The 21,309-nt window shown below is 42.8% G+C and carries 23 protein-coding genes and 1 pseudogene; 10 read left to right on the top strand and 14 right to left on the bottom strand.

All coding sequences use genetic code 11. The annotated features are described in order from the left end of the window. Positions 1-81 precede the first annotated feature (81 nt). A complete protein-coding gene (locus V7K97_RS20980; protein WP_334802926.1) occupies positions 82-2,508 on the top strand; it encodes a hypothetical protein in 2,427 nt (808 codons plus the stop codon). A 398-nt stretch (positions 2,509-2,906) separates the two neighbouring features. On the opposite strand, the gene argC is transcribed toward V7K97_RS20980, so the two are convergent. Further along, a complete protein-coding gene (argC, locus tag V7K97_RS20975) occupies positions 2,907-3,902 on the bottom strand; it encodes an N-acetyl-gamma-glutamyl-phosphate reductase (RefSeq protein ID WP_334802925.1) in 996 nt (331 codons plus the stop codon). A 315-nt stretch (positions 3,903-4,217) separates the two neighbouring features. After that, positions 4,218-5,222 (bottom strand): Rieske 2Fe-2S domain-containing protein, encoded by a 1,005-nt coding sequence (locus tag V7K97_RS20970; RefSeq protein WP_334802986.1) that lies wholly within the window; start codon positions 5,220-5,222, stop codon positions 4,218-4,220. 61 nt (positions 5,223-5,283) lie between these two features. On the opposite strand from V7K97_RS20970, the gene V7K97_RS20965 reads away from it, so the two are divergent. After that, positions 5,284-6,096: a TetR family transcriptional regulator gene (locus V7K97_RS20965; protein ID WP_442936920.1), complete on the top strand. Its 813-nt coding sequence runs from the start codon at positions 5,284-5,286 to the stop codon at positions 6,094-6,096. A 93-nt stretch (positions 6,097-6,189) separates the two neighbouring features. Here the strand turns inward: V7K97_RS20965 and V7K97_RS20955 are convergent, their stop codons facing one another. Further along, positions 6,190-6,858 (bottom strand): cadmium resistance transporter, encoded by a 669-nt coding sequence (locus tag V7K97_RS20955; protein ID WP_334802924.1) that lies wholly within the window; start codon positions 6,856-6,858, stop codon positions 6,190-6,192. A 222-nt stretch (positions 6,859-7,080) separates the two neighbouring features. Between V7K97_RS20955 and V7K97_RS20950 the strand changes: the two genes are divergently transcribed. Then, entirely contained in the window at positions 7,081-8,358 is a 1,278-nt protein-coding gene (locus V7K97_RS20950; protein ID WP_334802923.1) for an aliphatic sulfonate ABC transporter substrate-binding protein, read from the top strand. Here the strand turns inward: V7K97_RS20950 and V7K97_RS20945 are convergent. The 7 genes from V7K97_RS20945 to V7K97_RS20915 form a co-directional block, all read right to left on the bottom strand. After that, positions 8,273-8,476 (bottom strand): oleate hydratase, encoded by a 204-nt coding sequence (locus V7K97_RS20945; RefSeq protein ID WP_334802922.1) that lies wholly within the window; start codon positions 8,474-8,476, stop codon positions 8,273-8,275. The two genes, V7K97_RS20950 and V7K97_RS20945, sit on opposite strands and share 86 nt — an antisense overlap. An 18-nt stretch (positions 8,477-8,494) precedes the next feature. After that, positions 8,495-9,232 (bottom strand): SDR family oxidoreductase, encoded by a 738-nt coding sequence (locus V7K97_RS20940; protein WP_334802921.1) that lies wholly within the window; start codon positions 9,230-9,232, stop codon positions 8,495-8,497. A gap of 193 nt (positions 9,233-9,425) precedes the next feature. Then, positions 9,426-9,779 (bottom strand): DUF5335 family protein, encoded by a 354-nt coding sequence (locus V7K97_RS20935; protein ID WP_334802920.1) that lies wholly within the window; start codon positions 9,777-9,779, stop codon positions 9,426-9,428. A 129-nt stretch (positions 9,780-9,908) separates the two neighbouring features. Next, entirely contained in the window at positions 9,909-10,334 is a 426-nt protein-coding gene (locus V7K97_RS20930) for a hypothetical protein (protein ID WP_334802919.1), read from the bottom strand. Positions 10,335-10,997: 663 nt separating this feature from the next. Further along, positions 10,998-11,429 carry a pyridoxamine 5'-phosphate oxidase family protein gene (locus tag V7K97_RS20925; RefSeq protein ID WP_334802985.1) on the bottom strand — a complete coding sequence of 144 codons (432 nt, stop codon included), beginning with the start codon at positions 11,427-11,429 and terminating at the stop codon, positions 10,998-11,000. A 392-nt stretch (positions 11,430-11,821) separates the two neighbouring features. Then, positions 11,822-12,676: an S-formylglutathione hydrolase gene (fghA, locus tag V7K97_RS20920; RefSeq protein WP_334802918.1), complete on the bottom strand. Its 855-nt coding sequence runs from the start codon at positions 12,674-12,676 to the stop codon at positions 11,822-11,824. Between the two features lie 229 nt (positions 12,677-12,905). Further along, complete coding sequence (locus tag V7K97_RS20915) at positions 12,906-13,697, bottom strand: ion transporter (protein ID WP_334802917.1); 792 nt, start codon at positions 13,695-13,697, stop codon at positions 12,906-12,908. Between the two features lie 88 nt (positions 13,698-13,785). Between V7K97_RS20915 and V7K97_RS20910 the strand changes: the two genes are divergently transcribed. Beyond that, the gene (locus V7K97_RS20910) at positions 13,786-14,217 is read left to right on the top strand and encodes a nucleoside deaminase (protein ID WP_334802916.1); all 432 of its coding nucleotides are present in this window, start codon (positions 13,786-13,788) and stop codon (positions 14,215-14,217) included. A gap of 251 nt (positions 14,218-14,468) precedes the next feature. Here V7K97_RS20910 and V7K97_RS20905 read toward each other — a convergent pair. The 3 genes and pseudogenes from V7K97_RS20905 to V7K97_RS20895 all read right to left on the bottom strand — a co-directional run. After that, a pseudogene (locus tag V7K97_RS20905) lies at positions 14,469-14,738 on the bottom strand (potassium channel family protein); the annotation flags it as partial. Positions 14,739-14,852: 114 nt separating this feature from the next. Next, positions 14,853-15,515, bottom strand: coding sequence for a response regulator transcription factor (locus V7K97_RS20900; protein ID WP_334802984.1), 663 nt, complete (start codon positions 15,513-15,515; stop codon positions 14,853-14,855). After that, positions 15,515-16,780 carry a sensor histidine kinase gene (locus tag V7K97_RS20895; protein ID WP_334802915.1) on the bottom strand — a complete coding sequence of 422 codons (1,266 nt, stop codon included), beginning with the start codon at positions 16,778-16,780 and terminating at the stop codon, positions 15,515-15,517. The genes V7K97_RS20900 and V7K97_RS20895 overlap by 1 nt, the downstream gene beginning before the upstream one ends. Before the next feature lie 421 nt (positions 16,781-17,201). On the opposite strand from V7K97_RS20895, the gene V7K97_RS20890 reads away from it, so the two are divergent. The 4 genes from V7K97_RS20890 to V7K97_RS20875 all read left to right on the top strand — a co-directional run bounded on the left by V7K97_RS20890 (position 17,202) and on the right by V7K97_RS20875 (position 19,440). Then, positions 17,202-17,711, top strand: a complete 510-nt coding sequence (locus tag V7K97_RS20890; protein ID WP_334802914.1) for a P pilus assembly/Cpx signaling pathway, periplasmic inhibitor/zinc-resistance associated protein — start codon at positions 17,202-17,204, stop codon at positions 17,709-17,711. A gap of 72 nt (positions 17,712-17,783) precedes the next feature. Further along, a complete protein-coding gene (locus tag V7K97_RS20885) occupies positions 17,784-18,305 on the top strand; it encodes a Coq4 family protein (RefSeq protein WP_334802913.1) in 522 nt (173 codons plus the stop codon). 277 nt (positions 18,306-18,582) lie between these two features. Beyond that, positions 18,583-18,825, top strand: a complete 243-nt coding sequence (sipA, locus tag V7K97_RS20880; protein ID WP_334802912.1) for a regulatory protein SipA — start codon at positions 18,583-18,585, stop codon at positions 18,823-18,825. A gap of 57 nt (positions 18,826-18,882) precedes the next feature. Next, complete coding sequence (locus V7K97_RS20875; RefSeq protein WP_334802911.1) at positions 18,883-19,440, top strand: peroxiredoxin; 558 nt, start codon at positions 18,883-18,885, stop codon at positions 19,438-19,440. Between the two features lie 14 nt (positions 19,441-19,454). On the opposite strand, the gene V7K97_RS20870 is transcribed toward V7K97_RS20875, so the two are convergent. Then, entirely contained in the window at positions 19,455-19,646 is a 192-nt protein-coding gene (locus V7K97_RS20870; protein ID WP_334802910.1) for a hypothetical protein, read from the bottom strand. A 94-nt stretch (positions 19,647-19,740) separates the two neighbouring features. Here V7K97_RS20870 and V7K97_RS20865 point away from each other — a divergent pair, with 94 nt between their 5' ends. Beyond that, positions 19,741-19,887, top strand: coding sequence for a hypothetical protein (locus V7K97_RS20865; protein ID WP_334802909.1), 147 nt, complete (start codon positions 19,741-19,743; stop codon positions 19,885-19,887). A gap of 3 nt (positions 19,888-19,890) precedes the next feature. Further along, complete coding sequence (locus tag V7K97_RS20860) at positions 19,891-21,282, top strand: hypothetical protein (protein WP_334802908.1); 1,392 nt, start codon at positions 19,891-19,893, stop codon at positions 21,280-21,282. The last annotated feature ends 27 nt before the right edge of the window (positions 21,283-21,309 follow it).

Below are 21,309 nucleotides of genomic sequence, written 5' to 3'. Positions count from 1 at the left end.
TTTGAGGTGAGTCAGCTCTCATTAATGATTAGGGTTATGGTAATCAGCATCTTTTAAAGGTTATTTTATGGTGATTTACTAATGAAAAACTTAAGGCAAAATTTTCAGGCGTTGGGCTGGGGGCTGATGAGTGCGACATTAGTACTTCAACCTACATTAGTACAAGCTCAATTCATCCAGCGATCGTTCCTGAATCCCGGCTTTGAGGAACCTGTATTTGGTACTTCATGTTACGTTCAAGTGGATCAAAGCCTTATCCCTGGTTGGAGTACAACTCATGGATCAGTAGTAACGGGAACAGGTAACTGCACTAGTTATGTATCTCCAGGTAAAGTACCGCTCATTGAGATTTGGACTACAGGATTTAATGGTGTCAGTACAGCAACCAATGCAGGGAATCAATTTGCGGAGTTAAATGCCGAACAAGCTTCTGAGTTGTATCAGAATATATGCCTAATAAAAGATGAGACGATTACCTTCTCTTTTTTACATCGTGGACGGTCAAGTCCAACTATTCCTGATGTGGCCAATTTTTTAATTGGACTAAATACTAGTTCAACATCAACTATTTTTGGCACATTCTCAACAACTAGTGATGGAACAGTTACGGCACAACCCGTAGCACAGAATGGTGCAACTATTCCTACTGTAACTAACAATAATGCAGGAAATGGCTGGGTACGATACACTGGCACAGTGCCTTACACTGGTGCTTCTGCGAATCAACCTGTCGGATTTGCGGCTGTTTCCACAGCTGGCGGGAACAATACTATAGGTAACTTCCTTGATGAAGTGCAATTTGCCGGTAAACCGGTGGTCGAGTTTACAGCAAGTTCAGGTGGTGCAGCAGAATCAGAAACTAACCCCACCACCAACCCACCTAAACTCAGAATTGTTGGTTTGGTGCCAACTGGCGGAATCTCCGTTCCTATTTCTGTGAGTGGTACGGCGACTTTGGGCACAGATTACAATACAACATCAGGCACATCCACTTTTAATATCACTATCCCTGCGGGCAACTATGACGGTAGTGATGCCACTAGTGTCTTTACCATTCCCTTTACTGTCATTAATAACAATATTCCTCAAGGTTTGAGGACAATCATATTCACCATACAACCTTCATCTAGTTTTTTCGCCAGTTCAACAACGACTTGTGGCGGTTCCCCAACAGTCGTCTCCAATTACACAATCTATGATGATGATTTCCTGAGCGGCAAGGTTTGGGATGATGCCGATAATAGCGCTAACAATACTTTTACTAATATTAATACTGGCTCGGAAACGGGCACTAATGCAGGTGGGTTGTTAAATGCCATTCTGGTGGATGCAAATAATAAGGTTTTGGTGACAACGCCTGTCGCAGCAGATGGTACTTACACCTTTGCCAATGTTCCCCTAAATCAAAGTAACGTCACAATTATTTTAAGTACAACTGCTGGTACAGTAGGTAATACTGCCCCTGCGCCATCCCTTCCCTCTAACTGGGTCAATACTAGCCCTCTAACAACGGCTACTTTTAATACTGGCACAAACATCTCTAGTAAGGACTTTGGGATTGACCAGTTACCCGATACTAACAACGTCACTGCATCTCCACAAACAAATCCAGGGGGAACCAATACTGTACAAGTACCAGCACTATTAGGCACTGACCCGGAAGATGGTAATCTTAGCTCTGGCAAAAGTTTCAAGATTATCAGTCTGCCAACAAATGGGACACTTTATTACAACAACGTAGCTGTGACAGCGAACCAAGTCATTAATAATTATGATCCGACTCAGCTGACATTAGATCCAAATGATGGTGCAATAACGGTTACATTTACTATGGCAAGTGTGGATGCAGCAGGCAAAGAAGATCCCACACCTGCTACTGTGACTATGCCATTTACAGTTAGCCAACCTAAGCTACTTTTAGTTAAACGTATCACGCGCATCAATAACCAGGATTTAAATGACATTGTGGATGGTCGCAGTGACGTTTCTACTAGTGCTGCCAATTATGTAGCATCTCCTCATGACACGGATGATGATAGCAGTAACTCATGGCCCAGTGGTTACTTGCGGGGATTGATTAATGCTGGGATGGTCAAACTAGGGGACGAATTAGAATACACTATATACTTTATTTCTAATGGTCTGACTAATGCAACTAATGTCCGCATTTGTGACTTAGTTCCTAGTAATGTTACTTTTATTCCTAGTGCTTTTAATGGTATGACTCCTAATGATGGCGGCTTACCAGGAGCAGATCAAGGTATTGCCTTAGCTGTTGGTTCCACTACACCGACAGTCTATTTTAGTAATGTAGCAGATAGCGATCGCGGGCGTTTTTATCCAGCTAATGACGCAGCCACACCATCGCAATGTGGTACTAACACAAATGGGGCTGTAACTGTAGATATTACACGCAGTCCGATTTTACCCAATCTACCCCCAGCCACTAGTTCTGGCACACCAGCTAATTCTTATGGTTTTATCCGCTTCCGCGCTAAGGTAAAATAGATTAGCCGCCACTGATGAGCCGAATCAAAACTACTTGATCGTAAATTAAAGGGTTTAATACCCCTATGTCTACACGTAGTATCAGTTTCAGTCGGGGTTTAAATCCCCTGGAGTTGCTCCTGTTGGGAAGATCCCTTGATGCTAGCCTCTCCCTTTGGGAGAAAATCGCAGCTTGTTCAAGACTACTACGACGAGTTAGGTAACTATGTCATTAATCTTTTTGATAAATCGTTGATTGAATCAGTTCAAGAACGAAATGGAGGATTTGAGCATCATGTAATTCAGTTGCTCAACGAACTGAAAAAAAATCAACATAATGGGGATTGGGCATTGGGGATTGAGCATTGGAAAACTCTTCCCCATTCCCCATTCCCCATTCCCCATTCCCTAACTCTCTTTCATGACAATCCCAATTCTTCTGGAAAACCCAGCATGATGTTTAGGTTTTGGACGGCGGCTCCTGATGCGCCTTTGCCCAGGTTGTCAAGACGAGCAACTAGCAACACTTCTTTGGTAGTGTCATTGGCGAATACAAAAACCTGAACAATATTGCTGCCGTTGATTGCGTAGGCGTAGCCCGTCGTAGACATCGCATCCAGAAATATTCCGTCTCGCAACAGAGTAGAATCTTGATATGGAGCAACCTGCACGAACTTTTCACTTTGGTAGTAGTTTGCGATCGCTTGATGAATAACTTCTCCTGATGGTGGATTATCTAAAATCCCTAGCGGCAAAGGCACCTGTACTAGCATCCCCTGCTCAAAATCCCCTACTGCTGGTACGAATAGCGGCGGCGATGCTAATCCTGAGTAATGATGCATTTCCTTAACGTGCTTATGCCCAAACTGCAAACCGTAGATGCCATAAGGGTACAGCGATTCTGCCCCAGCTTGTTGCTCGTGGAAGGTATGGTACTCTTGAATAAGATTCTTTCCACCACCAGAATAACCTGACACTGCGTTAACGGTGATGGGAAAATTACTCTTCAGCAGTCCCTTGGCAATCAATGGACGGATACAAGCCAAGAATCCTGTAGGGTAACAGCCCGGATTGCTGACAAATTGGGCGCTGGCGATTTTCTCTCGCTGTCCTGGATTTAGTTCAGGGAAGCCATATACCCAGTCTTTGTCCGTGCGATGGGCTGTACTAGCATCAAGGATCTTAACCCTAGTATTACTGACTAAGCTCACAGCTTCGCGGGCTGCATCATCAGGTAGGCAGAGAATGACAACATCGACGCTATTGATTAGTTTGGCTCGCTCAGTTGCATCCCTGCGTTTAGATGCATCAATGCTAACTAACTCGATGTCATCCCGTTGGTTGAGGCGTGAGTAAATTTGTAAGCCTGTGGTTCCCGATTCCCCATCAATGAAAATCTTCGGTTTAGTAGTCATGGTTTTTTTATATGTGTGTGCTATTTTGACTAATTAATACTTACTTAGTCTGTGGTAGATCGAGTTATCATATTAAGCTTGTCGAATTGCTGATAATAAATCAACCTGCTGTGCCTTTACGACTAAAATTTTACACTGCTCTCAACCACTAGGTTCACATTTTCGGCGGCAGTAACCTAGAACACCACATCGCCCCCAGAATCAGCACAAAACTCAACGGCAACGGTTGATATCCAAGCAGTGTTGCAAAGGTGTACAGGGAATGATTATAGCTAAAATGAGCGACTATCGTGGTAATGAAGGTTTGTCCGAAATTTACTTTGAAAGGTTAGGTGAAACTACATTAGGGAAGCTTTCAAAATTACGTCGTACCCAATCCATACCCACTTCATTGTTAAGTTTAATTTTCTGAGGTGTATCTGGATAAATTTTTCCGAGAATATCCGCATCTTGATCCACTATGACTTTGCCAAACTTGAGATAAGTGTTGCCAAAAACCTTAAAGGCAGGATGCTTGGCTTGACCGAATAGCAAAATGTAGGTTCGTGTCCGATTCTCAGCTTCTGGCACAAAGATGTGACACTGCGCCGCTTTACCCAATGGCATTTCTCCATGAAAAATCACCAGGGATGGAAAATGATTTTCCAGGTGCGCCTTAATAGTACTGGGTAGCAGAAACAAATCCGGTTTTCTGAGCTTTTCTACTAAACTGTAAGGGGCTGTGGGCATATCATAAAACGCCTGGGAGTGATGCCCATCATCAATGAATTGATGAAATTCCACCCCGGTAATCCGAAATAATTCTCGGTGAGTGCCGTTTTGATGATTGTAGTCGTGCATATTCAGCAGCATGGTTAGTAAATCTGTCTCAACACTTCGATCTGCGGTATGCCCGACAAAGTAGTAAGTGTTGGCAATTTCATTCAGCACGCTAGGAATGGATATCTTTGGCTCGTATTCTCCATAAGACCAGACAAAATCGCCTTGAATTGTTAGCTCTAAGGGTTTCAATTGGGGTAATGTTTTCTTACTTGATCCGGGTAACACAGTGCAGCCCGATCCATCAAACTTCAGGGCATGAAACGGACAAACTATGGCACTTGTGCGTAGGCGTAGCCCGTCGTAGACATCGCTTTCGGCTTCGCACCATCCTTCTGATAGCATCGCTCCCAGATGGGGGCAGGCGTTGGGTAAGGCATGGATCTCTCCAACTGTATCCTTCCACATCACATAGTCAGCGCCATACAAAGAAATTTTTCGCGGTTGATTCACTGCCAGCATAGACTTGTGCGCTAACAACCAGGGCGCTCCAGGAAGCATAGATTGCATACAATTTTCTGCTCAAGATAAAATTGTGAAAGATTTGTCGCATTTATAAAATATGACAGAACATTCACATTCGTCAAGTAGCTTGCGCCACCAACCCAAACAGCAGCGAGGTAAGGAACGAGTTGAAAAAATCCTAGATGCTGCGGCGGCTGTATTTGATGAAATCGGCTATGAAGCAGCAACAACTCATCAGATTGCAGCCAAGGCAGAGACAGCCATCGGCTCTCTCTATCAATTTTTCCCTGACAAAGCTGCTATTTTTAAGGCGATGGAGTTACGTCATGTTGAGCGAGTGAAGGCTATGTGGGCACAGGTAGACATCCCAACAATTATCCAATTGCCACTCCGTCAAATGATTCATGCGCTAGTAACAACTGTTGCAAAACTATTTGAACAGCCAGTATCGCGGGTGGTGTTTGTGCAGTTTTTTCTAGCACGTGAGATTTTCCAATCGATCGATGAAAGCATGACCCAAGAGGCGATCAACTTCATGACGAATATGCTAAAGCAGCGAAATCCCGCACTGAGGGAGGAACATTACAGTTTATTAGCAGAAGTGTGTGTGCATAGTAGCAATGCGGTGATGCTGGCGGCACTTCGCAGCCCAGATCAAGAGTACCGCAAACAGTTGACTCACCAGATTGAGGACTTGATGGTGTCATATTTAGAGCCGTATATGGGTGACACTCGGTTGAGTAATGTAATGAAAGTAATGATATGTCTCCATTGTCAATCGAAGGAGTTATCCAAAAATGGGTATCGAAGGGGTAAACAGTGCTATCGCTGTAAGGAATGTGGCAAACAGTTCGTAGAGAATTCCCCGCGATCGGTTATGTTGAAGACATCTCTGGCTGATCGGAAGTGAGTAAAAGCGATCGCAGTATAACAAGACCGCTATCCATCCCCAAGCTAAAAGCGTGGGGTTTTCCGCGAATCCTGATAAATTTTTTGGATGCGGTCAAGACTTTGGTAGAAAAAGACGATAGGATTCGCTGTCCATCAGAATTCTGTAACCCAACCACATCAACACGAAGGGGAAAATCTTGCTAGCATAACGGCTGAGTACCAAAGCGATGCCAGGTAGACGAGTCAGATGATAGGACATAAACAGCCAGCAAAAAACAATGAAATAGCAAACTGGTAAGATCACAGTGAGATTTTGGATTGAGCTAGTGGCAAAGAGGGGGATATAGATCCCAAGATTGTTACCGCCGTTGGAAATCGTGACCGCAGAGACGCGATAAGTCTGGGGATCGCGGATTACGTCCCAGAGCGATCGCTTTCTGGAATCAAATCCGTGAAATTTTGAGTTTCTTTTCAGATTGGTTGACTTATCTTCGGCTGAGTCATCCTTATTCAGGTTGAGCAAATTATTCAAGCCAATGAGTATCGGCAGAATCCCTAGTAGACCAATCCAAGTCTCAGGAATTGCTAGACCCAGTAAGAAACCAAGCAAACTTACGATCACTAATGCCGTGAATCCTAGAAGCTCACCAACCACAACATGTTGAGGACGGAAAGTTCGATTCACCTCACTGAAGAAGGCCGTAAGATAAATATTGTCATCAAATGTTGTTGCCACAGCCGCAGCTAGCCCGATCTTAATTGTTGCAATTAACCAATCCATCACCATTCCTCACTCAACACCTATCTGATGATCGAAACTAGCGATCGCTCAACTTTTCTAGAGAATTACCACAATATCGATATGATAATGTGAGTATCGCATATTGGGTGTAACTCAGAGCAAATTTGGTAGTTTGTAAATATCAAGCGGTGCTTTGACTTTATCCCCCATCTCCAATTCATCGGGCAATGTCCATCACCTATATTTATCAAAGGAGTCATTATGATTAGCCGTTTGATTGACCTCCTATCTAGATACACAGGTCAAAACATCTTACGGTTGTTCAGATCAGCCGCTCGTAGATCGGCTACCTATAGGTTTGCAGTTCGATTTTGCATCGGACTTGTCTCGATTTGGATCTGGACTGTAGTTTTCGACGGTCATGCTGTTGCGGCTTCTGAATCTGGTAATGAGATATCCTCTCTAATGAATCAGTTCAAACTACCCAAAAGCTCAATAATCCAGTTACTGGAAACTGTGGGACTTTTTATGGGGGGGATAATTTTCTGTATAGTTTTGGATCGCTGGTTTTCTAACCGTTCTAGCGGATCTAGCAACACGCCCTTAGCGGAACAGGCGCGGCGGCTCAAGCAACTCAAAATCGGATATCCAGAGGGGATGACAAATCTAGAAGTTCTCCGTACTCAAGGCTTGCTGGAAAACCGTTTGCGACCTTATGGGCTGAGTGTCACTTGGACAAGTTTTTTATCAGCCTCTTCTCTGATTGAAGCACTCAGCAATGGGACTATTGACTTTTGCGGCGGCGGCGGTACGGCTAGCATTTTCTCTCAAGCGGCGGATCATGTATTTGTACGGGTGGCTAAGGAAAAATATACCGCTCCCAAAGGTCAAGCGATTCTGGTATCGGAAGATTCGCCGATTCAGACTCTTGCCGATTTGAAGGGTAAAAAGATCGCTTTTGACAAAGGCTCAAGCGCACATTATATACTTGTGCGATCGCTAGCAAAAGTCGGCCTCAATTTTAGCGACATCGAGCCAGTTTATCTGACACAACCGGAGGCGCTACCACTATTTCGCCGGGGTGAAATCGATGCTTGGGTGATTTGGGTTCCCTACACAGCAACCCTTGCCCGAAGCGCTTACCCAGGGCGATCGATTACAGACTTAGAGAGCATATTTGGTGACAAAACCTCCGTGGAAGTTCCCACCTATTACTACGCGATTCCAGAGCTGGTACGCGACTATCCCGACCTGCTAAAGGTGATTTTAGAAGAGGTGAATGAAGCTGGAACTTGGGCTAAGAGACAGGAATTAGAAGCTGTTCAACGATTGGCAAAACACCATGAAATCGATCCATCCATCGTAGAAACTTTACAGAAACATAGTGGCGAACGCGCCATTATCCCCATTGACGACCAATCGCTCAACGCCCTACAGCATCAAGCAAATATATTTAGAGATTTAAATCTGATTCCTGAACGGGTGAATGTGAAAGATGGAACCTATAGCTTGCAGACCAAGCAAAACTGGACTTATTAATCCGATCTAAAATAAAAATATTTCGGCTAGGGAGTCCACCGTCGCGAATCATCAAGGCGGGGGCGGACAAAGAGCCGATACCACCACCCAACAGATAGGCATTAGATTTCTTAAGCATGTCAACTAACACCTAAATCTAAAGCTCTTGACGTGTCGGACGAATGATCATTTCATTCACATCAACATCATCAGGTTGCTCAATGGTGTATGCGATCGCCCGGGCAATCGCATCTGCATCAATAGCGATCGCATAAAGTTGATTAATTCCTGCTGCTGTGTCTTTATCGGTAATGGTGGTAGTCAACTCAGTAGCAACCGCTCCTGGTGAGATATTAGTCGAACGGATTTCACCGTTTGACTCTAGTCGCAGCCCTTCAGAGATCGCTCGCACTGCGTACTTAGTAGCACAATAGACTGCTGACCCCGGAAATACCTTATGTCCGGCCACTGACGATAGGTTAATGATATGACCAGACTTTTGCTGACGCATAATCGGCAACACAGCAGCAATCCCATAGAGAACGCCCTTAATGTTGACATCGATCATCCGATCCCACTCCTCCACCTTTACTTGGTCGAGGGGAGAGAGCGGCATCAAGCCGGCATTATTAATTAATACGTCGATCCGGCTGTATGTACTCAAAGTTTCCTTCGCCAAGGCTTCCATCTGTGTGCGATCTGCTACATCCGTCACTTGGTAGGTTGCAGTCCCTCCTGATTTGGCGATCGCTGCAACCAAATCTTTGAGCCGATCTTCGCGGCGGGCGGCCAGCATCAGTTTTGCTCCACTAGCAGCAAGTCGCTTCGCAGTCGCCTCACCTAAACCACTGCTGGCTCCGGTGATGATTACCACTTTGTTTTGAATAAGAGACATATTGATTACTGCGGGTTATTGTGTGTGGGTTATGGGACTTCCAAATAATAAAAATACCCAAAAAACTCTCTTCTCCTCATTTCTCTGTGTTCTCTGTGTCTCTGTGGTTCGTTTATTTGAGTAATTTATTTCTTGGAAGTCCCTATGGAACATTGGGTGCTGTTTAAGCTGAACCCAGCATTATGCAACCATATCAACTAGCTTGTAGCTTGATCAACGTTTTTCTCCCAGCAGCATCACTAATCCAAATCGCTATCATCACACCGTTTGAGTTCTGTCCCGTTAAAACTTCAGTTGGTGAATCGATGGTGTGAGCGTAGGTTACTTCATGTTGACCGACTTCAATCACCAAATCATCCCCCTTACCGGGGCGATCGTAAACCATTGCCATTAAAGGTGCATCCTGAATCAGTTCTTCGTCACCGAGTTCTGAATCGATGATTTCGATTGAAATATGCCGTCCACGATTACCACTTGAAAACTGATCAAAAAATTCACCCCATCGCTGACGCGGCACAGATTTGTTGATGTCAATTTTACTTACCATGATGATTCCTTTAAATATTTCCAGAAGTTAAAAATGCTTTATCCAGAAACCTTGTAGAGACGTAACACTGCTATGTCAAAACAATTCTCTTTTTCACCGGATGTCTAATGTTGGCAGGTTAATCGTGTCTTACTTCTTTGTAGTTACCGCAGCAGCTTCAGCATCTAGTCTGGCGGCGATCGCTTCTAAGGTGGCTTTTTCAGCCTCTTCAATCGTGGCGATCGCTAAGAAGGTTGCAGTAGCTGCATGATTTTCAGCTTTATCTGCCCGATGTTCGAGTTTCTTGGCTTTGCGACCAGTTTTCCATTCCTCGACATGGGACTTCACCTCAGATTCTTTTTCCTCGAATTGAGTTTTCAGCTTTGCCCGATACTCATCGAATTCTTGTTTCTTAGCTTCTAGCTTTGCTTTCGCCTCATCAATTTGAGATTCAATCTCAAGTTGAGTTTTTTTCGGCGCAGATTGAATACTTTCTCTCAGCGATTTTACCCGATCTTCAACCGCTTCTAAATTGTCATGAAGATTTTTGGTGAAGTTATCAATTGCAGTACTCATGATAATTGCTCTAGTTATGTTGAATTTCTGAAATTTGGCTCTATTATCGTCAAGTTAAGATTGAATCTCAGCTTGAGTTTGTGTCGCCGCACATTTAATATTTACAAAATTTGCCCAATCTAACCTCTACCTTTTGAATGTTTTAGTAGAAGTTATACAACTCACACACTATTTAAATCCTTGCTAAAACTTTGATTCCAGTTCCCCTCTTTTTAAGGCTACGGTGTACACACAAGTCCTAAAAACCTAACTTGATAAGGCTTTACTCGTTCCCAGGCGGTGCCTGGGAATGCATTCATTGAGTCTCTGGCTCAATGTCTTGACTGGAGGCGGCAGCAGCCCCCAATCAGCCATTCCCATGCTCTTCATGGGAACGAGAGAACGAGAGAACAATGGGAAATCGAGCTTTTTTCGACTTGTGTGTACACCGTAGGGAAACCAGCGCGGTCTTCTCCCTTGGCGCTAGCCTCTCCCAATGTGAGAAGGGGAGACGCTAAAAGCAATAGCGCCGGCGGCAAGCGAGTCCGCGTACCCTTACAGGGAAGCAAGCTACGCTTTTAGCGTCTCGTAGAGAGCGTCTGGGGTCTCCCCAAGTAGAGCGACTGGCGTGAGTTAGGGGGGATCAATAAGTGCCTAAAATTACACCAAACTACTTTTCAAACATTAACGACTACTGATTCCATCAGTGGTTCGTCCGCTCATCTCACTGGGATGGATACAGTAGAGCGCCATCACCTCCGCACGACCCCAAGAATCAATCCAGGTGCGATTAATAGCGGGCGAAAGCGTTGGATTTTCTGTTTTGACAAATTGCATCACGCGATCGATGTCTTGTTGAAGAGTGATGTGTTCGGCAAGACCCGTTACAGTAACGCTGCGCCAATGCTTGAGATTGTGGACTTCTTCAACTTGCAAACAGACTTCTGGATTCGCGTCCATATACTTGGTCTTCATCCCAACGGTGGTGAAGATGTAGATGTTTGGCTCGTCGAAATAATAGCGCATAGGCACAACATAGGGATGTCCTTCGATAGCACAACCTAAGTGCCCATATCCTACTTTCTGCAAGATTTCATGTATCTCTTTTGTGCCCATTTCATCGATATCTAACATAGTCATTCTCCTGGTAAAGATTTAATTGATTAATGAGTTGCAAATGTATTGTTGATCAAAACTGAGATCACCATATCTAGGGATATCACCCAAAATCGGGTGAGCGATCGCTCATAGTATTTCACACAAACCTTGATACATATAGATTTCTCCTAGGGAAGATTGCTGTGCCCCTACCAAGGTATTTGTATGTATCATTTGAAGTTTTATCTTATTGATTTTCCTACAGCATCACAGGGTACTGTTTGATTTCTGGGGTTATTTGTTTAATTACAATATAAAAATTAAGAAAATGGCAGACGTAGGCAGGTATAAGTATAAATATAAACAACGCTTGTTCAAATATCAAATAGGAGTCCGATAGAAAGCTAAAATCAAAACTGCTGTAATAAAGCGATCGCATGGTGGCGGATATGATCTTCAATAAAACTAGCGATAAAATAATAACTGTGGTCATAGCCTTCTTGGTAACGCAAGTTTAGCGGCTGCTTAACATCTGCACAAGCTTGCTCAAACACCTCTGGCAGTAATTGTTCAGCTAAAAACTTATCAGCAGTCCCTTGGTCAATGAGAATCGAACTGTGATATCCTACCTTTTTAACTAATTCACTAGCATCATAAGCACGCCAACTATCTTGATTGCTGCCAAGATAACCACTGAAAGCCTTTTGACCCCAAGGACAACCCATAGGTGCAGTGATAGGTGCAAAAGCTGATACTGATTTGTACAGTTCTGGGTTTCTCATTGCACAGACAAGTGCCCCATGTCCCCCCATCGAATGACCGAAAATACCTTGTTTATCCGGTTGGGTGGGGAAGTTTGCGGTAATTAAAGCAGGTAATTCCTGGACGACATAACTATACATTTGGTAGTGTTGACACCACGGTTCCTCTGTAGCATCAACATAAAAGCCCGCACCTGTGCCAAAGTCCCAGTCATCATCCTCACCTGCAATGCCAGTATTGCGCGGACTCGTATCTGGTGCAACCAATATCAAACCGTACTCGGCCGCCAAGCGCTGCACTCCTCCCGCCTTTACCATAAAATTCTCTTCCGTGCAAGTTAATCCAGAAAGAAAATAGAGAATCGGCACAGGTTTTTGAGTTGCTTGTGGTGGTTGATAGACAGCAAAGCGCATTTTTGCGTTACAGGTAGAAGAGTGATGACTGTAAAAGCCGAGTTTGCCACCAAAGCTTTTATATTCTGAAAGGAGGTTAAGGTTAGCCATTGGTTGTATTGTCTTGCCTGAGCGATCGCCGGAGAAAGATTATTTTAGCGTGAACGTGTATTATGCAGGTTGCGATCGCATCTCATATCATGTCCGCTTGATTACTTATTAAACCCGAAGAACCCCACCCCAAACCTACGCTTTGCCTCCCCTCCCCGCTTGCGGGGAGGGGATTGAGGGGTGGGGTGCAATGACTGTGAGAATCACAACTAATTATGCGGACATGATATCAATCAACCCTGCGACTAGGTAACTTAGTCCCGCACCTTTTACAAAACCCAGCATCTACATCATGGAAAGCCAAACCACAACCTGAACAAACTATTTCTATCTGATTAGCAGTTTTCACAACTCGCTTAATTAAATCTCCCACCTGCCAAGGAATCAATGCAATTCCTGTGAAAATCATCAATACTGTTAGCAAGCGCCCTAATTCAGAAATTGGAATAACATCGCCAAATCCAACAGTTGTCATTGTGACAACAGAGAAATAAAAGGCATCCAAAAATGTACCGTAATTTTGAGGATTAACCGGATGCTCGACTTGATAAATTAAGCCAGAGTAAATAAAAACAATTGCAAATAATGTAAATAAGATTCGCGCAAAAATCATGCCATCTTCGGTACTGACACTGGCGAATAAGAATTTTCTATCTATAAATCTGATTAATCGTAAAATCCGAAACCATCGGAGTAGGCGGATAAAACTAATATCCACCATTCCTAGAAAAAATGGTAAAATCGCCATTAAATCAATAATTGAATAGAAGCTAAAAATATACTTAATTTTGTTTTCCGCACTCCACAGACGGAGTGAATATTCCACCGCGAAGATGATAACGATCGCAATATCCGCGACATTCAACTGAAACCGCGTATAATCAGGAATATTATATGTTTCTGCTACAAATATTCCTGATGATATTAGCACCAAAAAGGCAAGTGTTAAATTGATCGCTTTACCTATTGGTGTTTCCAGGTCTTTTAAGTAAAATTCTGTTTCTTGTCTGCTCAGTAACATATTCGACCATTAATACATCTTAATTCCAAGTTATAGCATTAGAAATACGATATTATTAACCATTATCCTGATGTTAACCCCAGCTTATATGAACCCAGAACATTTTATGCGTTTAGCGTTGGCCCAAGCAAAAGAAGGCGATTCGCCTTACGGTGCAGTGATTGTTAAAGATAACGAAATCGTTGCCGTAGCTCATAATACTGTGAGGAGGGACAACGATCCATCAGCCCATGCGGAAATCAACGTTATTCGTAGTTTAACAGCTAAACTTCAAAACCCCTCTTTAGAAGGTTATAGCATATATACAACTGGCGAACCTTGTCCGATGTGTGCAACTGCTTGTGTTTGGAGTGGTTTATCAGAAATTGTATACGGTGCTTCCATTCAAGATTTAATCAGTATAAATCAATCACAAATTAATATATCTTGTGAAGAGGTAATTGCTAAGTCATTTAGGAACATCAAAGTCACAAAAGGCATTTTAACAAAGGAATGTTTGGAGTTATTTAAATTATCTTAGATATAGCAGTCATAAATGATTTATGAAATCCTCTAAAGGAAAATTAGCTAGGCTATTCTTTATTATCGCGCATTTGAACTATTCTCTCTACTGTATAAGTAAATATTGACAAATGATAATCTGATTCTCATATAGCAATCCGAGTTGATTTGCTCTCCACCGAGAGGCTCAGATCCCCGACTTCTTCAAGAAGTCGGGGATCTTTTTGTTCGTAACTGATTTAGGATTGCCATATCACATAATCTTACTATTTAAGTAGGTAATTTAGCTCCACACTTTTTACAAAACCCAGCATTTACATCGTGGAAAGCCAAACCACAAGCTGAACAATCTGTTTCTACCTGATTAGCAGTTTTCACCACTCGCTTAATTAAATCCGCCACTGGCCAATGAATTAATAGAATTCCTGTCAAAATCATTAATACTGTTAGGATCTGCCCCCATATAGATTCGGGAGTAACATTGCCAAATCCTACAGTTGTCATTGTGACAACTGTAAAATAAAGCGCATCCCAAAAATTCTCAAGTACATCTTAAGCCCCCTCTCGAAGAGCGGGGAGGGGGTTGGGGGTGGGGTTGTTGTACCTCACAAGGGCCGAGAACCGCTATAACTGCTATTGTTAATTTTCAATTATTTAACTTGGCTCATTCAAATAGGATAAATATGTATTTGCCCAAATCGCAGCTTGAGTGCGATCGCGCAAATTTAACCTGTTTAAAATATTCGTAACATGATTTTTTACCGTCCCCTCAGAAATGTAAAGTCCCTGAGCAATTTCTCGGTTACTAGCGCCTGTAGCAATTAACCGCAAAACCTCTTTTTCTCTAGGAGTAAGCTCGGCTAAACTCGATGGTACTGGCGGTGACTGAGTTGTTGCAACATGAGAAAACTTAGTCAACAATTTTTTAACTATACCTGGACCTAGTGGAGTATATCCTTTATCAACGGCACGAATAGCAACAGCTAATTCTTCTGATGGTGTATCCTTCAATAAATAACCCATTGCTCCATTTTGCAATGCTGCTGACACATATTCATCATCATCAAAAGTCGTCAGGACTAAAATCTTAGTTTTGGGAAAATGTTTTTGAATTTCCCGTGTGGCTGCAACTCCATCCATAATGGGCATTCTAATATCTAATAATACGACATCTGGCTGAAATTCCGCAACCAAATTAATCGCCTGTTCCCCATTTTCTGCTTCTCCTACTATCTCTATATCTGGTTCTAGTTCTAATAAGGCTCTTAATCCTTGACGAATTAAACCTTGGTCATCTACCAGCAACACTTTAATCATCATCTCAACCTTGTTAAGGGAATATTAACTGTAACTTTGCAACCAGAACTAAGAGCGCTATCAATATTAAATTCACCGCCCAGTGCTAAGGTGCGATCGCGCATACTATGAAGTCCAAAACCAGTAGTATTTTGTCCTAAATTAAAACCTCTACCATTATCTTGAATTATCAATCTTAAATTTCCTCTTGTCGTCGTGAGTTCTAGTTTAACCTCTGTTGCATACGCATATTTAGATATATTAGTCAATGATTCTTGAGTAATGCGGTAAATAGCGGTATTGATTTCAGGTGGTAAAGAATATTCAATGTTAATTTGATAAATTGGTAAAATACCATTTGAGCGATGAAAATCTTCTGAAAGACTAGCGATCGCCCGTTCTAAAGACTGTTCTTGTAAGGGATCAGAACGCATAGTAGAAACAGATTGACGGACATCTTTTAGGGCTTTTGAGCCTAATTCCTTAGCTGTTGCTAGAAACGTTTCAGCCTTGCCTGGGTTAGATTGCCATAGTTTTAAAGCAGTTTCTAATTGTAGATTTAAAGCAGTCAGAGAGTGTCCTAATGAATCATGAATTTCACGAGCAATGCGGTTACGTTCTTCCAAAGTAGCTTGATTTTCAATTTGCAGGGCATATTGGCGGAGTTTTTCATTAGCGATCGCTAGCTTTTCTCGACTGTGCCGTTCAGATAATACTGCATTCATCATCAACAACACAAAAACCAAACTTAAGCCAAATACCAGCGACGAATTCAAAATCAAAAATCGGTATCGCTCTTGTGCCTGTACCGATGCTTGAAAATTGAATAACTGATATTTTAGTTGTGTAGTAACTAAAAATAAGGCAAATGACAAACTTGTAACAAATAAACGCCCATTTAAATGAAAAATCAGACAACTACGAGTCACTAAAATTATGTAGAGAAAGGGAAAAAGCCGAGCAAATCTTTCCCCAAAAAGTCCAATTGTTAAAATCAACAAAATTTCAATAGCTGTGTATATTACCTTATTTAACTGGTTATTTCTGGGTAATTTTAAGCCCATTACCGCAAAAATAATCAGACTATAAATTGATAGTTCTGGCAATATGCTACAAGCTGATAAGTCTGGAAATACACCACAAATTGATAGTTCTGGAGGCTTAGGATGAAAACGCCGTAACGGAGGTGGTATAACTGCTGTCAATGCAGTGATAGCTAGTAGTGTCCACTCCAGATAAAGGAGAGACGGAAAAGGATGTTTCTTAATTTGAATTGGACGACTCATCAATGGCTTCGCTCCAGTTATGAATGATTTGGAAGTTGAGAGTTGGGAATAAAGTTTGAGGGTCACATTCCGGCGTTTTTACTTTTCGCTGAGTGAGAAATTAAGAGGAAATGCAGGATATCAAAACCAAAAAAATTCACAATTAAGATAGTATTGCTATATAAATTAATTAATCATAATAAAAATCTTCCTAACTCCTAACGTACAGATGCGATTAATCGCGTCTCTCCAAACTCTTAACGTACAGACGCGATTAATCGCGTCTCTCCAAACTCCTAACTCTTAACTTCCCACTCCTAACTATTTATTGTCAATCATGACTAAAGTCATGGGTAGAACCATGACTTTCTCCTCATGTAACTATTGAAGATAAGTTCTTATGATAGTGGCATCCAACCAGGAAAAACCCACGAGATAAATAATGAAACTCAAAGTATTATCGCTAGTTGCTGGAGCGATCGCCTTAACTTTAACTGCAACCTCCTTTGCTGTTCACGCCCAAACAGCCTCTCCTTCACCCGTGCTACTTGCACAAGCTCCACAGAAGGGCCACTGGAAAGATTTGAATCTATCATCTTTACAAAAATCCCAAATTAAGACAATTCACCAAAATACCTGGCAGGAAATTGAAGATAAAGTTTTCACCCCAGCCCAAAAAGCACAGTTTGAGGAAGCGAAACAAGCGCATAAGGCTGAGTGGCAAGCGCGTAAGGCTCAGGGGCAAACAGGTCAACAACAAACAGGTGAGCATCGTCATCATCGTCGTGGAGGAGGTATTTTTGCTAAATTAAATCTGACTCAAGCACAGAAAGACCAAATAAAAGAAATTCGGCAGTCAGAAAGACAACAGATTAAAGCAGTCTTAACCCCCGCACAGCAGCAACAAATACAGCAATGGCATCAAAATCGTCAACAAAGCAATCCCGGATAATCCCCAATCTTGGAAAAAATACTTAATCAGTCTGAGGTGGGCAGTCCTGCCCATCTCATCCCAAAATAGATTATGATGCAACCGCTTACTGCTTACCCAAATCCCGCTCCTCGTCTGCAACAGGTTTTAGATTTACTCGATCGCTTCGCCCAAGCACAGGGGCGAGATGTTCCCCAAATTGTGGAAATAGAGAAATTATGTTTTCTCCCTACTGGCACTTTTGGCAAAACTTGGGCAGACTTTCTCAATGAACACAATTTCAAACCCTTCACTACAGGTAGCCGCCGTAAACAACTTCATGACGGGGTTCACGTCATCACAGGTTATGGCACAGACTTCATTGGTGAAGCCGAAGTCCAGGCATTTTTATTCGGAACCAAATTTAGCATAACTAACTTGATGCTGGGGCTAGGACTGTTGCGAGTCATCCATAGAGACTTAAATTCTCGACAAGAATTTACCTGGGACAGACTATGGCAAGCATATCAACGTGGTTGTCACTCCCACCTTGATCCAGATACTTGGCAACCAGAATTGCTCTGGCACTCACCCTTGACTGATGTCCAGGGATTATTTTCCATTATTAAAAATTAATAGACTTCTTGCAGAAGATGCGGAAAGGGGAAAAACTTCATCCCCTTTCCTTTCCCTATTTATCCCATACCCAATGCCCAATGCCCTATTTAGTAGACTTTCAAGATAGTTATGATATCATGTCCGCTTGAATACTTACTAAACCCGAAGAACCCCTCCCCGCCGGCGGGGAGGGGCTGGGGGTGGGGTGCAATGACTGTGGGAATCATAACTAATTATCCGGACTTTATATGAGTTATCAGTTGATCAAAATTCCTAGCTTGCTTGATTAATTAATATGTCTAAAGAATTCGCAATTGGTAGTAAAGTCCGCGTTGTGGCACTACCAGCCTACGTCAAAACTGCTGAACCTATGCCCATGCTACGCCCCCCCAATGTAATTCAGGTTGGCGAAGAGGGTATAGTTATTGACCGCAGACCCGGTGGATATTGGGGTATTCGCTTTACTAGGGGAGCCTTTCTCCTAGATAGTCAATACATCGAAAGCACAGATACCCCTCCCGAATCTCACTTAGAGTAAGATTTCTCGCAACCAAGAATTGTAAACTTGTGTAAAGTTGTGATTCTGGTTTGCACCATGATTTCCCGCCGCACTTTTTTAAGCATATTATTTGCCAGCTGTATTTCTGTCATCAGCTGGCTGAATTTTACCCCTGCTGCTGATGCTCTTGGTGGTAAACTTCCTGCAATTAATCAACCCGCACCAGAGTTTACTTTGCCAACTAACACAGGTGATGGCAAAATTTCCCTCTCTGACTTGCGCGGTAAATGGCTAGTCCTGTACTTTTATCCTAAAGACTTCACCTCTGGTTGTACTATAGAGGCTCGTCGTTTTCAGCAAGACTTACCCCAATACCTGGAAAAAAACGCTCAGATTATTGGCGTAAGTGCTGATGATATTGATTCCCACGCCAAATTTTGTGATTCAGAGGGACTAAAATTTCCCCTGTTGGCTGACACTGATGGTTCAGTGAGTAAAGCTTACGGTTCGTGGCTAGGCTTTTTATCTATGCGCCACAGTTTTATCATCGATCCTCAGGGCGTTTTGCGCGAGACTTTTGTCAAAGTCAATCCAACGGTTCACAGTTCAGAAGTGCTGACACGATTAGAAAAATTACAGTCCGCCGCTTCTTAGACAATTAGCCGAAGTTAGGGATTTGTCTCTCTGGCTTCGGCTAACAATAATCCTAACTTTTGACTCTTATCTCCTTTCAGGCTAAGGTGTACACACAAGTCGAAAAAAGCTCGATTTACCGTTGTTCTCTCGTTCCCATGCTCTTCATGGGAATGGCTGATTAGGGGCTTGCCGCCTCCAGTCAAGACATTGAACCAGAGACTCAATGAATGCATTCCCAGGCGGCAGCCCAGGAACGAGTAAATACTCAACTACTTCTTGTGGGATGGGCAACATGAGCGCCTTAGCTTAGGGGCGCTCATGTTGCCCACCCTACAAGATTGGGACACCTTTTTTCTTTCCGATGTCTTAACAAGCATCTATTCTGGGCATCATAATCCCAAGCCGAATACATCAGCTAGCAGCCAGGAAACTTTTTGGCAGCAAATTTTGCATCTACAGTATTAACCGATGGCAGATAGTTTTAGACGTTATTTTTTTGTTTCTCGATCTAGTTTGTATACTGAGTTGATTTTGGGATGCCTACAGATTCAATTGGGAGTAATCTGTAGCATAGGTATTTGCATATTATCAGAAGCTAAGTTACAAGCTGCCCAATGGAAATCACCTTCAGAATTAACTGAGCAAGTCACCAGAGTAAATGCTGAGTTAGCAGAGCAATACTCAAAACTTGGAACTCACAGAGAAGTCAGAGTGGGCATCAGAGCTAAGGACGAAGTTAACTTCGATCATTTAGAACTTTCGATGCCGCCCCCCTATCGATTTCAGCCAAAACCTATTTTAATGGCGGCACCCGAAAACTTCAATCCTGATCTGCGATTACGGCCAGTGTTACCTGAACCACCGCAGAATCCCAGCCCACCAAAAGCTTCCAGCGAACCAGCAACGCCAGATGCAGTTTTGTCAAGTAGCCCACCAAAAACTTCCACCAAACCAGCAACGCCGGATGCAGTTTTAGAAAGTATTGATACAGACTATCACTATGAGTCAGACAGCTTTGGCCAAACTAATTTCTTCCTCGACTCAACGGTTAAGTTTCGATTGAGTAATGGCAATAAAATATTTTTCAAGACAGGTTTCAACCTCTTTGAGCAACCGGGTGTTGAATCAATTAGCAATTTTCCTTTGCAAGTTGGATGGGAAGGAAAAATTGGGAAAGTGACTCTGCAAACAGCAGCCGGAGTCGATGTGTTCAATCGCTTACCCACAGCGATCAATCTCAATGCTAAGGTGGAGGCTACTATTTCGCCGCCGCAAGTTTCGTCATCAGGTCAATTGCGATCGCTAGTATTACTATCAGGTAATTTAGAACAAGGGCCTTATAAATCCAATGCCCGAACTTTAGACAATCAAATTACTGCTTGGCGATTTGGGCCTGATTTATACTGGCAGATTGACCGTCACACCAGCTTGTTTTCATCATTGCGTTTGGGTAACTACAACGATGGTAATTCCGAGGTGCAGTCTTTTAGTCGGTTAGAGCGCAAGTTCGGACAATTTTCTCTAGCAGGTAACTTATTCACTTTAAGTTACGATCGCGATTTAGAACGCACAAGTGGTTATTTTTCTCCACCAGACTTCCTACTTTACAACGGTGAGGTGGCTTGGGAGGGAGATATTGCTAATTTCTTACGCTGTCGCCTCGCTGCCAACTTAGGACGACAGCGACTTAAAGGAGTATTTGACAACGCTAATACCTATCAAACGCGCTGTACGGTAAAGTTTTCGCCCAATTTAGAAGCAGACTTGGGTTATAGCTTTAGTAATGTCCGCAGTCAAGATATAGGGGGAAGTGCCAACGGGAGTAATTCCTTGACAGGACAGTTGCGGGTCAAATTTTAGTAGGCAGAAGGCAAACCCCATAAATAA

This window comes from Nostoc sp. (genome assembly GCF_036917815.1).
Lineage (GTDB): Bacteria > Cyanobacteriota > Cyanobacteriia > Cyanobacteriales > Nostocaceae > Nostoc.
The sequence above is the reverse complement of the archived record's forward strand: the minus strand, read 5'-3'. Positions and strand labels throughout refer to the sequence as shown.